The sequence below is a fragment of the Marinobacter sp. DY40_1A1 genome (assembly GCF_016597815.1).
Taxonomy (GTDB): Bacteria; Pseudomonadota; Gammaproteobacteria; order Pseudomonadales; family Oleiphilaceae; genus Marinobacter; species Marinobacter xiaoshiensis.
In genome coordinates this window covers 953,531-967,716 of sequence record NZ_VCHA01000001.1, presented here as the reverse complement: position 1 = coordinate 967,716, position 14,186 = coordinate 953,531, and the positions used below count along the sequence as shown (strand labels likewise).

The window sequence follows — 14,186 nt, the reverse complement described above, 5'->3', positions numbered from 1 at the left end:
AGGAAACACACCATGGATATGCTTGGCGGACTTTCGCCTTCGGAATTTCTGAGGGACTACTGGCAGAAAAAGCCTCTGGTCATCCGCCAGGCATTTCCCGGCTTCCAATGCCCCGTTGACGCCAACGAACTCGCCGGCCTTGCCTGCGAGGAAGGCGTAGAATCCCGCATCATTATCGAAAACGATAACGGCAAGCCCTGGCAACTGCAAAACGGTCCCTTCCCGGAAGACCACTTCAGTAAACTGCCTGCGCAGGACTGGACACTGCTGGTGCAGGGCCTGGACCACTGGGTTCCCGAGATCGCAGATCTGCTCGAGCATTTTCGTTTTGTGCCTAACTGGCGCCTGGACGACATTATGGCCAGCTACGCGCCCAAAGGCGGCAGCGTAGGGCCTCACTACGATCAGTATGATGTATTCCTGCTGCAGGCACAGGGGCACCGCCGCTGGACCTTCGGTGGCCGCTGCGATCAGACCTCACCCCGGGTAGAAGGCACTCCCCTGCGCATACTCAGCAGCTGGGAAGGCGAAGAAACCGTAACCCTTGAGCCTGGCGACATGCTGTACCTGCCGCCAGGCATAGGTCATCACGGCGTAGCCGAAGATGATTGCATCACTTTGTCAGTGGGCTTTCGCGCACCCACTGTTGACGACCTGCTTACCGGATTCACTGACTTTCTGTGCAACCAGCCGGGGGCTGATGCCCACATGAATGACCCGGATCTGCAAGTTCAGGAGAACCCCGGCACCATCGAGCCTGGTGTTATCGACCGCTTGCAGGCCCTGCTCAGAGAGAAACTGGACGACAAGCGCCAGTTGGCTTTATGGTTTGGCCAGTACGCCACCGCGCCCAAAAACATGGATGTGGTGGTGCCTGCGGAGGAGCCCGTTGCAGACGAAGACATCGCCGAAGCTATCCGTGCGGGTGAGCAATTGCGCTGGAACGAAGGTTCCCGTTTTGCGTACCATGAAGAAAGCGACGAAACGGCCCTGTTTGCAGACGGCGAACAGTTTCTCCTCAAGGGTGATGCGCGCCCTCTGGCGCCCCTGCTGTGTGCAGGAGCACGCATTGATATGAGTGCGCTGAAGCAGTTCGCTGGCGACCCTGCCCTGCTCGGGTTACTGACAAACCTCTATAATCAGGGCTCTGTGTATTTCGAGTGATGCCATGACCGTTCGGATTCGAAAATACAGCTGGCAACTTGCCCCGGGGCATATACGGGACATTCGCCAGAAAGTCTTTGTTGAAGAACAAAAGGTGCCACCTGAACTGGAGTGGGACGACACCGACGAAATTGCCGATCATTTTCTCGCGGTACTTCCTGACAATACACCGGTTGGCGTGGCCCGACTGTTTTCGACCATGGACGAAACCGGTCATATAGGACGTATGGCCATACTACCCGCGTTCCGTGGCCAGGGAATCGGTGAAGCTCTGCTTCGGCACCTGATCGCTGAATCTGCCGGGCAATACCAGGAGCTAAAGCTCTCAGCCCAGCAGCACGCCATTGCATTTTATGAGCGGGCCGGCTTCCATGTATGCTCCGAACCATACGACGATGCCGGCATCCCTCATCTGGATATGCGCTGCCTGGCCCCGACCCTGCTTGCAGCGCAGGCAGGCTCCGGAAGGCTTACACCTCTGCAACTGGGCAAAGACCCACAATCCTGGCTTTATGAAAGCGAAAGCGGTCTGCTGGAACTGATGGATTCGGTGGTAGGACAGACGAGCCAGCGACTGTGGCTGTACGACCGCATACTGGATCACGAACTTTATGATCGCGGCAGGTTCCGGGAACTGGTCTCTGACCTCGCTCGCCGCCACCGGCTGAGCGAAATCCGCCTGTTGATTCATGATGATCAACCGCTGATAAAGCGCCGTCATCAATTGGTCGAACTAATGCGGCGATTACCCAGCCGAATTGACCTCAGGTTGATCAACAGCGACTACCCTTATGAAGACCAGCCATTTCTTCTCGCAGATCGTGAAGGCGTGGTTTACCGACATGACTTTATCCGACCTTCCGGGTTCGCCAGCTTCGCAGACAGCGGGCGTGTCAGGTTGTTGTCTGAAAACTTCCAGCGCATGTGGAATGCCGGCCGCAGCTCTCTTGAACTGCGGGAGTTACCGATCTAAGGGGGTGTCGGGAGCGCGTCTGCCGACTCAAAGCGGGCACCGAAGGGTGCAAACTCCTCATCTACCTCCTCAGCAACGTCTGAAATCAATCTTCGTAACCACTGATGATCGGAGTTGTGCTGCAGCAGCGGGCTCCAGGCCATTTTAAGTTCAAAAGGCGGGATCTCAAAGGGTGGGATTTTCACCACCAGATTGGCATTGTCTTTTTGCAGCCAGGCCGCTCGGGATGGCAGTGTGGCAATAAGATCGTGCTGTTCTGCCAAAAGCATGGCCGACTGATAATGCCGGGTAAACACTGAAATTTGCCGCTTGCTACCCATACGGGACAATGCCTCATCAACCCAACCAAGCCTCTGGACGTCCTTGGGGTTTACCCCGACGCCCACACCAAACCCGGTTTTACTGACCCATATATGACTGGCCCCCAAGTATGAATCCAGGGTGAAGGGCTCTTTCAGGATCGGGTTCCGGGCATTCATCAGGCAGGCAAAGTATTCTATCCAAAGAGTTTTCTGGTGAAACGACTGCGGGATTTTGTCGAACCGGTTAATCGCCATATCCAGGCGGCCCTGCTCAACATCCAGAAAACTCACATCACTTGGAGTAAGAACATCAAGCGTCACATAAGGTGCTTCTTGCCGAATTCGACGCAACACCCTTGGCATCAGGCAGGATTCAGCATAGTCACTGGCCATGATGCGGAACACCCGCTGGCTTTCCAGCGCCGCAAACGGCGTTTTTTCCTGCACCGCCTGCTCAATGTCTGAAAGGATACTCCTTACCAAAGGCTGTAATTCTTGTGCGCGCTCGGTAGCGGTCATTCCCTCACTGGTTCGAACCAGCAAAGGGTCACCGAACAGGTCACGCAATCGGCGCAAGCTGTTACTCATGGCCGGCTGGGTAATGCTCAGGTGATTTGCTGCCTTGGTTACATTGCGCTCTCTCAGCAAGACATCCAGATACACAAGAAGATTGAGATCAATACGGGAAAGATTCATGAACAACTCCAGAACGCATAAATTACCATGGACCAGGCGGGACCTTTAAACACCATTCAGCAATCTAATATACAACAATTGCAAAATTCACAGAATCAATATACAAAACGAACTTTCACATTTGATTCCGGTTTCAATGCAATATTTCTGCTAATCTTTCTGATACTTGCCGGAAGTTTCGGTACATCGAGTCAGAATTCTGTCGCAGGCATGACTTGCCCAAAAGCCGGAGTCATTAGATAACAAATGAATACCATCACAATTGTCCTTGCCTTGGCGGCCATCGTTGTCGTATCGATCATCGTTATTGTCGTCACTCAAATGCGTGAAAAAGCCCGCATTGAGCGCGCACGTAAAATCACGGCCCTCGGGGACAACTATAAGCGCTGTGAGCGCCTTCTCTCAGAAATTCCCGGTCAATATCTGACACCTGAACTGAAGCTTTTATTGCTCAAGCGCATGCTGGACATCTGTAACGATTTAGCAGGACTTAAATCCAGTCTGCCCGTCAGCCAGTGGCGCGAATCTGCAGAGCAACGGAAAATACTGGTTCGGGAAAACCGCGACGAGATAAAACAGATCAAAATTGATTCGGTGGAAAAATCGAATGCAGCCAAAGATCTGCTTCAAAATCTGTTTAAGCTGATTGAATCCATGCACAAAAGTGGCCGCATTGATGCAGCAACAGCGAAAAAGAACCTGAAGTATGTTCTTTTTCTGGTGCACAAAACCCACGCAGACCTGCACGTGTTTCAAGCGCGCGACCTTATTCGACAGAACGAGATACGTAAAGCCATTCATGCTTACCATTTGGCTAGCACAGAAATGGGCAAATCACAGGATAACCCGCTTGCCATGAAAGCGGTCAAGAGCTTCCGGATTCGCATAAAGGAACTGGAAGCCATGATGGCAGAGGGTGGCAACGCGAGCCCTGCGGAGTCCGGTTCCAAGTTAGACAAACAATGGGACGACTTTCTTCACGATGAAGAGTGGAAGAAGAAAGCCGACTACGATGACTAAAGGCTTTAAACACCGCCTTTCCTATCGCCTCACCCGTGACACAGTCCTGATTGCGATGGTGCTAGGCGTTATTCTTAATATTGTACAAATCACCCTGGATTACTTTTCCGCACACAAGTCTATGGAAGAGGACATCCAGGCGCTGATTGAGATCAGCCACAACCCGGCCTCCCAGATTGCTTACAATATCGACGTGCGCCTGGCCGAAGAGCTGCTCGACGGCCTCCTTCGGCACCCGGCCACCATCGATGCGCGAATCGTGGACAGCGACGACAGCACCATGGCCTCTGCCAGCAAAAAGAGCCCGGACTCACCCTACCGATGGATCAGTGACCACCTGTTCGGTCCAAGCAAGGTATTCAGCCGCCAACTGCGAGTCACCCAACTCAACAGCCTGCCACTTGGCCAGCTTGTTGTAACAATTGACACATACCACTACGGCTTGCAGTTTCTGGAGCGAGCCAGTTACACGCTGGTTAGCGGTTTTCTGAAAAGCCTCATTCTTTCAGCATCACTTCTTCTGATTTTCTACCTGATACTGACGCGCCCCATGCTCAGCGTGATCAATGCACTCAGCGAGGTAAAAGCGGATTCGCCGGAAAAAATTCGTCTACCCGTGCCGCCAGGCCACCGGCAAGATGAAATTGGCACAATGGTCGGAATTATCAACCAACACCTGGAAACCATGGATACCACCTTGGCGCAGCTACGCCAGGCGGAAAGTGCCATGAAAAACTATTCGAGCGAACTGGAACACGAAGTTGAAAGCCGCACACGGGAAATATCCGACAAGAATCAGGCGTTACAGCGGGGCAATCGGGCTCTGGTAAAAGCCAAAGAAGATGCCATGCGTCGGGCCAAGGCCAGGGCAAACTTTCTCGCCAGCATGAGCCATGAAATACGCACACCACTCAACGGTGTACTGGGGATGCTTGGGCTTGCCCTGGAAGCCGAGCAAGACCCTTCAAAACACCATAGCCTTGAAATCGCCTTGTCCGCAGGCGAAAGCCTGCTTGGCATACTCAACGATATTCTGGATATTTCGAAAGTTGAGGCCGGAAAACTCAACCTCGAAACCATTCCGTTTAGCATGCGCGGCCTCATTGAAGAGTGTGCAACGCTGCACACCCAGCAGGCTGGCAAGAAGGGTATTGAGCTAATTGCAGAAACAGACCCTGATTTTCCAGAACAGTTCCTGGGTGACCCAACCCGTGTAAGACAGATCCTGAACAACCTGCTTAGCAACGCTATCAAGTTCACAGAAACGGGCAGCGTGCGTATAGACGCGGGATACTCGGCTGGCGTTATGACCATCGAGGTATCCGATACCGGCATAGGCATGAGCAAGGAAGGCCTGCGCAGGATCTTTTCACCCTTCTCCCAGGCCGATACGCAAACCACACGTCTGTATGGTGGCACCGGCTTGGGCCTGACACTCTGTCGTCAGTTAATTGAGCGCATGCACGGCGAAATAACCGTTGAGTCGAAAGAGCGGCAGGGAACCCGCTTTACTGTGACCCTTCCACTACCGATATACAGCAACCCTAACAGGGATAACCTCGAAAAAAGTTCCGAACCGGCCGGTTTGCCCAAACCTACCACAACGCCACAGGACGCTCTCCAGATACTCCTGGTGGAAGACAACGAGGTAAACCAGATGGTCGCATCTACTCTGCTGAGAAAAATGGGACACCATGCCGATATCGCGGAAAACGGGCAACTGGCTCTAGAGGCACTGGAACAACGGCATTACGACCTTGTACTTATGGATTGCCAGATGCCGGTTATGGATGGCTACGAAACAACTCGCCGAATCCGAAAAAACCCGGACTGGCAGAACTTGCCCGTGATTGCTGTTACGGCCAATGTGATGCAGGGAGACAGGGCAGACTGCTTTGCCAGTGGCATGAACGACTACATCACCAAGCCCTATAATCGTAAGCAGTTAACCGAAGCCGTTACGCGCTGGGCTCCTCCCCGGCCCCCTGAGTCTCAATAGCCTTCAGCACCGCATTCAGCTCTTGCTTCAGGGCATGCAAGCGTTCCGGAGTAACATCCAGACCGCACAGCAGTTTTTGCGGAACTTGCGCCGCCTGTACCCTCAAGCCTGCGCCCTCGTCTGTCAGCGATATAGTGACCACTCGCTCGTCATCCTGACGTCGCTCCCTGTGAATCAGCCCCCGCAGAGCCAAGCGTTTCAACAGGGGCGTAAGCGTGCCCGAATCCAGCCGCAATCGTGTACCAAGATCTGAAACGCGGGTTGGCTGATTGGCACTTGCCCGCTCCCAGAGCACCAACATTACGAGGTATTGGGGGTAGGTAAGCCCAAGCTCGGCAAGCAATGGGCGATACCTTGAGGTAATTGCCCGGTTGGCCGCATACAGGCTAAAGCAGATCTGATTATCCAGTGCCAGCAAATCACTCAAAACCAGGCCCTACAACAGTTTTACAATATCTGCCTTAATGTCTTCAGGCTTGGTAGTGGGCGGATAACGGCGTAACACCTTGCCATCACGCCCCACCAGGAATTTCGTGAAGTTCCATTTTACTTTTTCGGAACCGAGAAGCCCTTTAGCCTCGGATTTCAGAAACCGGAACAAAGGATCTGCGTGCTCACCATTCACATCAATCTTTGAAAACATTGGAAAATCCACGCCGTAATTCAGGCTGCAGAACTCACTGATAGCTTTGTCATCAGCAGGATCCTGGTTCAAGAACTGGTTGCACGGAAACCCAAGCACCTCAAGCCCTTTCCCCCCAAGCTCCTTGTGCAAAGCCTGCAAGCCTTCAAACTGCGGCGTTAATCCGCATTTACTGGCTGTATTCACGATCAGCAGAACCTGGCCCTGGTAGTCAGCCATGGACTTTTCATTACCTTTGATATCTCGAACAGTGAAATCATATATAGAGCTGGTAGACACAAATTTCTCCCTGACAAAATCATGAATGCCTGCAAACCCAGACATTTTTTACGATCAAATATTTATATTGCACACAATTTAATTGGACACTACATTGAAAAACCAACCCATGCAACGATTCTCGAAGCGGAAATAAACCCAATATAGTGCTAACCCGCCATAATTCATCACAATTCCCCTGTTGCCGTTGGCCTCGCCTCCGCTAGAATAGGGGTTTGCCTTTACGGCAGGTGCCTGTTTTACGTTTATTGACTGAGGAAGCCCGGGTCTTATGCAGAACTACTACAAATCCGCCAAGCTGGATAACGTGTGCTATGAAATACGTGGCGTAGTTATGCGGGAAGCGCGCAGACTCGAGGAAGAAGGTCACCGGGTACTCAAGCTCAATATTGGTAACCCTGCATCTTTTGAACTGGATGTTCCCGAAGAGATCCAGCAAGACGTGATCTACAACATGCAACAGGCTCAGGGTTATGTGGAGTCAAAAGGCCTATTTTCTGCGCGTAAGGCAGTCATGCACTACTGCCAGCAAAGAGGCATCGACAAGGTCGATATTGACGACATATTTCTGGGTAACGGTGTCAGCGAACTGATTGTGATGACCATGCAAGCCATGCTCAACACCGGCGATGAAGTTCTGATCCCTGCACCGGACTACCCTTTGTGGACAGCCGCCGTGACACTTTCCAGTGGCAAGCCCGTGCACTACCGTTGCGACGAAGAACAGAACTGGTTCCCGGATATCGACGATATCCGTAAAAAGATAACAAACCGCACCCGTGCAATCGTGCTGATCAACCCGAACAATCCTACGGGTGCAGTTTATAGCCAGGAATTGCTGGAGCAGGTTATTGAGCTTGCCCGCAAACACAACCTGATCGTGCTTTCAGATGAGATCTACGACAAGATTCTCTATGACGGTACGCAACACGTTTCTACTGCTTCACTGGCAGATGATGTGCTCTTCTTTACCTATAACGGGCTTTCCAAAAATTATCGGGCTGCCGGTTACCGATCAGGCTGGATGATTATCAGCGGCGCCAAGCACCTGGCCAAAGACCTGATTGAGGGCATCGACATGCTTTCCAATATGCGTCTGTGTGCTAACGTGCCAGCGCAATTGGCCATACAGACAGCTCTGGGCGGCTATCAGTCAATCAACGATCTGGTTGCTCCCGGGGGCAGATTATACGAGCAACGGGAAACTGCCTGGCGGATGCTCAATGACATCCCTGGTGTAAGCTGCGTAAAGCCCCAAGGCGCTCTCTACCTGTTCCCGCGACTGGATCCAAAAATACACCCGGTAATAAATGATGAAAAGCTGGTTCTGGATCTTCTCCTGCAAGAGAAAATCCTTCTGGTGCAGGGCTCAGCGTTCAATATTGATGACAAGCAACATCTGCGGGTCGTATTCCTGCCCCGAAAAGACACGCTGGAGGATGCCATGACCAGGCTGGGCAACTTCCTCAGTAAATACAGACAGTAAAGCAGCAGGCAAATAAGAAGTGAATTATGGCTGACATCCATATCGAAGAATTCTACAAAGACGCAGCCGTTGCCTTGGTGCAGCTATACAACGCCTTCCCCAGGCGGGTGAACCTGTTTGTGGAAGATATTGCAGGCGCAGATCAACCGGACGAGTTCGGGCTGCATAGCAAGCGCCATATGGCATGCTTTGGCACCTTGTTATGGCTGGCAGAAGAAGGGTTTCTTCGCTATGTGGATACTATCCGGCAGGATGCTCTTGATCAGGCAGTTCTAACCCAGGAGGCTTTTATTCGGTTGAGTGCGCCCGCGCCAGATACTCTTGTTCAGCAGTTCGGCGAGCCGGAAAACCACGCAACTTCTCCTCTACCGCCCTCTTTGAAAGAAGATCTCTCCAGCCATATTCATCTGGTGCGCACCGTGCTTAAAAGCCGTCACTCCTTGCGTATTGGCCACGTTGTTCGAGCAACGCTCTTTACGGACAAGTAAGGCGACTGGGCCTGTGACAGTGAGCCATTCTCAGATCTTCAGCTTGAATCCAATTGCACGGAAGCTGTCATGAAGGGATTTGCTGGTGCCCTTGAGTTGCACTTTCAGGCTGGAACACTCACGCCGGACGGGGTAGTCCTTCCGTAGTCGGTCAAAAGCAACTCCTCGCTCCTGGCTTGCCGGCACACCCATGATATGACGCAGGCGTGCATCGTCCTGCCTGGGATCGTAGCAGGCACGCAGTGCAATGCGGATAGCGGCTTGCTCATCAGCCGCACTTGTAAACGACACCTTGCTGAGTGCGGGCTCAGGCAGAAATTGCCCAGCTTTCTTGCGTGCGGGCAGTCCCAGAAAACGGCTAACCGCCTGGTAAATCATCTCGGTTCCCTGAACTTTACCCTCAAGGCTATAGCCCGCAATGTGGGGGGTCGCCAACCAGGTTTTGCCCACAAGCTCCGGATTAATACGAGGCTCCTGTTCCCAGACATCGAGCGCCACCAGCGGCGCGTCGGCCTGGCTCAGGCGCTCACTCAGTGCGGCGCCATCAATCACTTCACCGCGCCCGGTATTGATCAGTAACTGCCTGGAGGTCAGCAAATCCAACTCGCGCCTGCCGATCATCTGTAGTGTGGGGTGAGCAGAGTCTCGGGTTAAAGGTGTATGGAGGGTGACCACATCACACGCAAGCACTTCGTCCAGGCTCACGAAGGTAAGGTTTCGTTCCCGCTCTGCTCTGGGTGGATCGCAAAGCTTCACGCTGAAGCCCAGGCGATCCAGCTTTTCGGCAAGCTCACTGCCAACATTGCCGGCACCAACAATCCCAACTGTGAGTTGCGACCAATCATTCAGCACCTTGCGCTCTGCATACAGAGACAAAACACTCAACACATACTCAACAACACTGTTGGCATTACAGCCGGGTGCTGCGGAAAAACGGATGCCGTTCTCCTCCAGCCAGCCCAGATCAATGTGATCTGTCCCTATCGTGGTTGTTCCCACGAAGCGAACAGAACTGTCTTCAAGCAGCTCGCGATTCACACGAGTGACTGAGCGAACCAGTAACACATCTGCGTCACGAACATCGATGGCACTCATCGTTCGGCCGGAGACACGCCGGATTTCACCGATATCACCAAAAAACGCATTCAGCAGCGGAATGTTCTCATCTGCGACGATTAGCATAATAAGGTCACACCGCCTCAGTTTCTGCGGGGGCGGGGGCCACCACGACCACCTGGCCCGCGTCCACCCTGCCCTTGCGACGGCCTGCGACCACGCTTGCGGGTAATGGGCGGATTATCCATTTCAGCCATCAACTCTTCTTCCGGAACGGTTGTTTTGAGCTTTTGACCGATGTACTTCTCAATGGCCGGCAGACCAAACGAATCGTCCTCACCTGCAAAACTGACCGACACACCAGTCTTCCCTGCCCGACCCGTACGACCTATGCGATGCACGTAATCTTCAGCACTGTCTGGCAGGTTGTAATTGAATACGTGAGTAACGCCATCCACATGGATTCCGCGCCCCGCAACATCCGTAGCTACCAGCACCTGAATGCTGCCCGCCTTGAACTGATCCAGAGTTTTCAAGCGCTTGGCCTGGGCAATTTCTCCAGACATAAGAGCAACTTTAACGCCCTGATTGCGCAAATCCTCTTCAAGGTCCCGGCACTGGTCACGGCGATTGGCAAACACCAGGGCCTTTTCAACTTCAGGGCGCTTGAGATAGTTCACCAACACCGGCAGCTTTTCGTCATCACCAACCATGTAAACCGTTTGTTCGACCCGCTCTGCGGTTTTCTGCTCTGGTTCGATTTCCACAAACTCGGCATTGTTGGTCCACATGGACGCCAGGTTCAAAACGTCCTGATTAAAGGTGGCGCTGAATAGCAGCGTCTGGCGTTCATCTTTAGGGGTGCACTTGCGGATAATGCGCTTCACATCAGGAATGAAGCCCATATCCAACATACGGTCTGCCTCATCCAGAATGAGGATGTCGAGCTGGTCCAGGAAAACGTCCTGGGAGCCAAGGAAGTCAATCAGGCGACCCGGGGTAGCCACCAGAATATCAACAATGCCGTTATGTAATTGTTCGCGCTGTTTGTCATAGTGCATGCCACCCACCACGGTAACGACGTTGTGGCCAGTAAGCTTGCACAGCGCTTCCGCATCCTTGGCAATCTGCATGGCGAGCTCGCGAGTTGGTGCCAGCGCCAGAACCCGAGGCTCAGATGCAAATCGATCACCCTCGGGTATTGGCGTTTCGAGCAGGCTCTGGATGGCGGTAATCAGAAATGCAGCTGTTTTTCCGGTTCCGGTTTGCGCTTGGCCTATCAGGTCCTGACACGCCAGTGTCCAGGGCAGTGTTTCCGCCTGAATCGGCGTGCAGTATTCGAAACCAATGGCGGCAATGGCGTCCAGCAGGCGTTTGTCCAGATTCAGATCGCTGAATCTCAGATCGCCGGTGTGCTTTGAGTCAGATGTCATGGAGTCTCAGTTTGCCTCATAAAGTTCTTTTGCAGAATATAGCGGAACCACACGCCGGACATCATCACGCCAGGCTGTACTGAAGTTATCGCCGGTTCCATAAAACGATTTCAACGCATCAAAAAAGGACTGTGCCCGTTGCGGCAAGCCTGTCGCCAGGTAACTTTCTGCCTGGCCTAGCACCCTGGATCGGAAGCCGCACTCGTCAGACGCGCCCCCACCAGACAGGTTATCCACACTGATATGAAATTTCGAGCCGGCGGCCACTGAAAACAACCACTCAATAGCCTGCGGTTTTACCTCAACTTGCTCGAATGCTTGCTGTTGAGCGGGTGTCCGGCCGTCCGGGCAGTACCAGTAACCATAATCGTGAAGTGTGCGCCTGTACTCACCCGCAACACACCAGTGACTTATTTCGTGCAGAGCACTGGCATAATAGCCATGAGCAAAAACAATCTGCGCAAGCTCACTGGTGCTGCCAGCAGGCAAGTATTCAGGTTCTTCGTCGCCTCTGACCAGAACAGTCCGGAACGCATCCCGGAACAGGTCATTAAACAACATGATAAGATCGTTTGGGCTGTGATTCATTGGGGAGCTATTGTGCGACTTTAACGCGCCCAATGCCAGAGGGAACTTTCTCGCGGGCCCTATGTCCACTCACTCGCAAACCACTACCGGGGCGCAGGCACGTTATTGCATCGCCAGCTCTCCTGTATGCCATGACACTTACCGGGAAACTGCTTACTCCATGACAGCATTATCTACCGCTTCCGGCAACGCTCGCCGCTCCAGTTCTCCAGCCAGCCTACTCTTCATTTTTGCTCTGCTGTTAACAGCCGCCAATGTGTCCTGGGCATTCGGTGGCAGCAACTCCCTGTTTGGCGGCCAAAGCAGCCAGTTTCTTCCGGTAGATGAGGCCCTTCCCTTCAGCCACTTAACTGAAGATAGCGCAGTGGTTCTATTCTGGGACATTACCCCCGGCCACTACCTCTATAAGGATCGCATCAGCATCAAAGCGCTGGATGGGGGCGTCAGTGCCGGCGCACCGAAATATTCCAGTCCCGGTACAGAAACAGAAGACGAGTTTTTCGGAAAAACCACCGTTTTCTTTGATCCGGTTGAAGCCCGGATTCAGGTCACTTTGCCGGATAATACTCGTGAGGCCCGTTTCGAAGTAACCTATCAGGGCTGCGCGGAAGCCGGTTTGTGTTACCCACCCCAGACCCGCGAAGTACTCTTTTATCAAAGCCAGGACGCTGACGGGGCGCAAGGGGCTACGGGCTCAGCTGCTCCCACAAAAGCCAAGGCAGATACCAGCTCAGCAACCGGGCTTGCCGGCTTTCTCTCAGAGCAGTCTACGCTGGTCATAGCGGGCGTTTTTCTGCTGCTGGGCCTTGGACTGACCTTTACGCCTTGTGTGCTGCCAATGGTTCCGATCATTTCATCACTCGTTTCAGGGCAAAACACACGCACAACCGGCCAGGCGATTTTGCTTTCCAGCAGCTACGTGCTGGGCATGGCACTAACCTATGCTGGTGCCGGAGTGCTTACCGGGCTGCTTGGTGCCAGCTTTAATCTGCAGGCACAACTTCAGTCACCTTGGGTGCTAGGTGTTTTTGCCGTGATGTTCGTGGTCTTTGCGTTGTCGATGTTTGACCTGTTTGAAATTCAGCTCCCGCGAGCTATCCGCGATTCGCTCAACGATGCCAGCCAGCGTCTGACGGGTGGCCGGGTTATCAGCATTTTTGGCATAGGCGCGCTATCTGCCCTTATTGTATCGCCCTGTGTGTCTGCCCCCCTTGCAGGCAGCCTGCTTTACATATCCACAACACAGGATGCGGTAATCGGCGGCATTGCTCTTTTTTCCCTTGGGCTGGGCATGGGAATTCCGCTTATTCTGGTAGCTGTTGGTGGGCGCAAGCTTCTGCCAAGTACCGGGCACTGGATGACCACCGTTAAACATTTCTATGGCGTTATGCTGATTGCAGTCGCTATATGGTTGATTGAACGCCTGGTTCCGGGCTGGGTTGGGCTGACCCTCTGGGGAGTACTCATTGCCATCACTGGTGTGCAACTGGGGGCTTTCGACGCAGCAAAGGCGGGCTGGGAGCGCACCCGTAAAGGCCTGGGCTTGATCTTTTTCGCTTATGGCCTGGCACTGCTCGCTGGTGCTATTGCAGGCGCCAACAACCCTCTCGCCCCACTTGACCCTTTCATCGCCAAAACCACGTACAGTGGGCAGCCAGGCGACTCTGCCAGCAATGACAATAGCCACGCCGGATTTACCCGGGTAGAAACTCCTGCTGATATAAAAGCCATGCTTGTGCAAGCCCAACAAGAAGGCCGCCCGGTAATGCTGGATTTCTATGCGGACTGGTGCATTTCGTGCAAAGTGATGGAGCGCAACGTGTTTAGCGACGGAGCTGTCATTAACTCGCTAAAACCTTTCACGCTGCTGCAAATTGACATGACTGACAACACCCCGGCTCAGCAGGCCATGCTGGACGAACTGGGATTATTCGGGCCACCGGCCATATTGTTTTACGATCGCAGCGGCAGCGAAATGGCACCGAAAAGAGTGCTTGGCGAAATGAACCGCAGCCAGTTCCTCGATCACGTCAATGGGCTGACGCCGTCTATTTGAACA

At 53.2% G+C, this 14,186-nt stretch carries 13 protein-coding genes; 7 read left to right on the top strand and 6 right to left on the bottom strand.

Annotated features, from left to right (window positions below; translation table 11 throughout):
- Positions 1 to 12 precede the first annotated feature (12 nt).
- Together FFI61_RS04435 and FFI61_RS17925 are read left to right on the top strand one after the other, a co-directional pair.
- Positions 13 to 1,164 (top strand): cupin domain-containing protein, encoded by a 1,152-nt coding sequence (locus tag FFI61_RS04435; protein ID WP_200369401.1) that lies wholly within the window; start codon positions 13 to 15, stop codon positions 1,162 to 1,164.
- Between the two features lie 4 nt (positions 1,165 to 1,168).
- Entirely contained in the window at positions 1,169 to 2,137 is a 969-nt protein-coding gene (locus FFI61_RS17925; RefSeq protein WP_200369400.1) for a GNAT family N-acetyltransferase, read from the top strand.
- Here the strand turns inward: FFI61_RS17925 and FFI61_RS04425 are convergent.
- Positions 2,134 to 3,135, bottom strand: coding sequence for a LysR family transcriptional regulator (locus FFI61_RS04425; protein ID WP_200369399.1), 1,002 nt, complete (start codon positions 3,133 to 3,135; stop codon positions 2,134 to 2,136). The two genes, FFI61_RS17925 and FFI61_RS04425, sit on opposite strands and share 4 nt — an antisense overlap.
- 246 nt (positions 3,136 to 3,381) lie before the next feature.
- Here FFI61_RS04425 and FFI61_RS04420 point away from each other — a divergent pair, with 246 nt between their 5' ends.
- Together FFI61_RS04420 and FFI61_RS04415 are read left to right on the top strand one after the other, a co-directional pair.
- Entirely contained in the window at positions 3,382 to 4,155 is a 774-nt protein-coding gene (locus FFI61_RS04420; protein WP_200369398.1) for a hypothetical protein, read from the top strand.
- On the top strand, positions 4,148 to 6,154 hold the full coding sequence (locus FFI61_RS04415; protein WP_200369397.1) for an ATP-binding protein: 2,007 nt from the start codon (positions 4,148 to 4,150) through the stop codon (positions 6,152 to 6,154). The genes FFI61_RS04420 and FFI61_RS04415 overlap by 8 nt, the downstream gene beginning before the upstream one ends.
- On the opposite strand, the gene FFI61_RS04410 is transcribed toward FFI61_RS04415, so the two are convergent.
- Positions 6,114 to 6,581: a MarR family winged helix-turn-helix transcriptional regulator gene (locus FFI61_RS04410; protein ID WP_200369396.1), complete on the bottom strand. Its 468-nt coding sequence runs from the start codon at positions 6,579 to 6,581 to the stop codon at positions 6,114 to 6,116. The two genes, FFI61_RS04415 and FFI61_RS04410, sit on opposite strands and share 41 nt — an antisense overlap.
- 9 nt (positions 6,582 to 6,590) lie before the next feature.
- Positions 6,591 to 7,121 (bottom strand): glutathione peroxidase, encoded by a 531-nt coding sequence (locus FFI61_RS04405; protein ID WP_200369395.1) that lies wholly within the window; start codon positions 7,119 to 7,121, stop codon positions 6,591 to 6,593.
- Positions 7,122 to 7,347: 226 nt separating this feature from the next.
- Between FFI61_RS04405 and FFI61_RS04400 the strand changes: the two genes are divergently transcribed.
- Both FFI61_RS04400 and FFI61_RS04395 read left to right on the top strand, forming a co-directional pair.
- Positions 7,348 to 8,562: a pyridoxal phosphate-dependent aminotransferase gene (locus FFI61_RS04400; protein WP_200369394.1), complete on the top strand. Its 1,215-nt coding sequence runs from the start codon at positions 7,348 to 7,350 to the stop codon at positions 8,560 to 8,562.
- Positions 8,563 to 8,588: 26 nt separating this feature from the next.
- Complete coding sequence (locus FFI61_RS04395) at positions 8,589 to 9,050, top strand: hypothetical protein (RefSeq protein WP_200200954.1); 462 nt, start codon at positions 8,589 to 8,591, stop codon at positions 9,048 to 9,050.
- A gap of 30 nt (positions 9,051 to 9,080) precedes the next feature.
- Here the strand turns inward: FFI61_RS04395 and pdxB are convergent, their stop codons facing one another.
- From pdxB to FFI61_RS04380, 3 genes are read right to left on the bottom strand one after another with little or no spacing between them, the layout of a single operon-like run.
- Complete coding sequence (gene pdxB / locus FFI61_RS04390) at positions 9,081 to 10,232, bottom strand: 4-phosphoerythronate dehydrogenase PdxB (protein WP_200200955.1); 1,152 nt, start codon at positions 10,230 to 10,232, stop codon at positions 9,081 to 9,083.
- Positions 10,233 to 10,249: 17 nt separating this feature from the next.
- On the bottom strand, positions 10,250 to 11,539 hold the full coding sequence (locus FFI61_RS04385) for a DEAD/DEAH box helicase (protein ID WP_200200956.1): 1,290 nt from the start codon (positions 11,537 to 11,539) through the stop codon (positions 10,250 to 10,252).
- A gap of 6 nt (positions 11,540 to 11,545) precedes the next feature.
- A complete protein-coding gene (locus FFI61_RS04380; RefSeq protein ID WP_200369393.1) occupies positions 11,546 to 12,127 on the bottom strand; it encodes an elongation factor P hydroxylase in 582 nt (193 codons plus the stop codon).
- Between the two features lie 160 nt (positions 12,128 to 12,287).
- Between FFI61_RS04380 and dsbD the strand changes: the two genes are divergently transcribed.
- Positions 12,288 to 14,183 carry a protein-disulfide reductase DsbD gene (gene dsbD, locus FFI61_RS04375; RefSeq protein ID WP_200369392.1) on the top strand — a complete coding sequence of 632 codons (1,896 nt, stop codon included), beginning with the start codon at positions 12,288 to 12,290 and terminating at the stop codon, positions 14,181 to 14,183.
- Positions 14,184 to 14,186: the final 3 nt, after the last annotated feature.

Excerpts from the sequence above, each read along its gene's own strand:
- FFI61_RS04435 (WP_200369401.1), top strand. The coding sequence starts at position 13 with ATGGATATGCTTGGCGGACTTTCGCCTTCGGAATTTCTGAGGGACTAC.
- FFI61_RS17925 (WP_200369400.1), top strand. The coding sequence starts at position 1,169 with ATGACCGTTCGGATTCGAAAATACAGCTGGCAACTTGCCCCGGGGCAT.
- FFI61_RS04425 (WP_200369399.1), bottom strand. The coding sequence starts at position 3,135 with ATGAATCTTTCCCGTATTGATCTCAATCTTCTTGTGTATCTGGATGTC.
- FFI61_RS04420 (WP_200369398.1), top strand. The coding sequence starts at position 3,382 with ATGAATACCATCACAATTGTCCTTGCCTTGGCGGCCATCGTTGTCGTA.
- FFI61_RS04415 (WP_200369397.1), top strand. The coding sequence starts at position 4,148 with ATGACTAAAGGCTTTAAACACCGCCTTTCCTATCGCCTCACCCGTGAC.
- FFI61_RS04405 (WP_200369395.1), bottom strand. The coding sequence starts at position 7,121 with ATGTCTGGGTTTGCAGGCATTCATGATTTTGTCAGGGAGAAATTTGTG.
- FFI61_RS04400 (WP_200369394.1), top strand. The coding sequence starts at position 7,348 with ATGCAGAACTACTACAAATCCGCCAAGCTGGATAACGTGTGCTATGAA.
- FFI61_RS04395 (WP_200200954.1), top strand. The coding sequence starts at position 8,589 with ATGGCTGACATCCATATCGAAGAATTCTACAAAGACGCAGCCGTTGCC.
- pdxB (WP_200200955.1), bottom strand. The coding sequence starts at position 10,232 with ATGCTAATCGTCGCAGATGAGAACATTCCGCTGCTGAATGCGTTTTTT.
- FFI61_RS04385 (WP_200200956.1), bottom strand. The coding sequence starts at position 11,539 with ATGACATCTGACTCAAAGCACACCGGCGATCTGAGATTCAGCGATCTG.
- FFI61_RS04380 (WP_200369393.1), bottom strand. The coding sequence starts at position 12,127 with ATGAATCACAGCCCAAACGATCTTATCATGTTGTTTAATGACCTGTTC.
- dsbD (WP_200369392.1), top strand. The coding sequence starts at position 12,288 with ATGACAGCATTATCTACCGCTTCCGGCAACGCTCGCCGCTCCAGTTCT.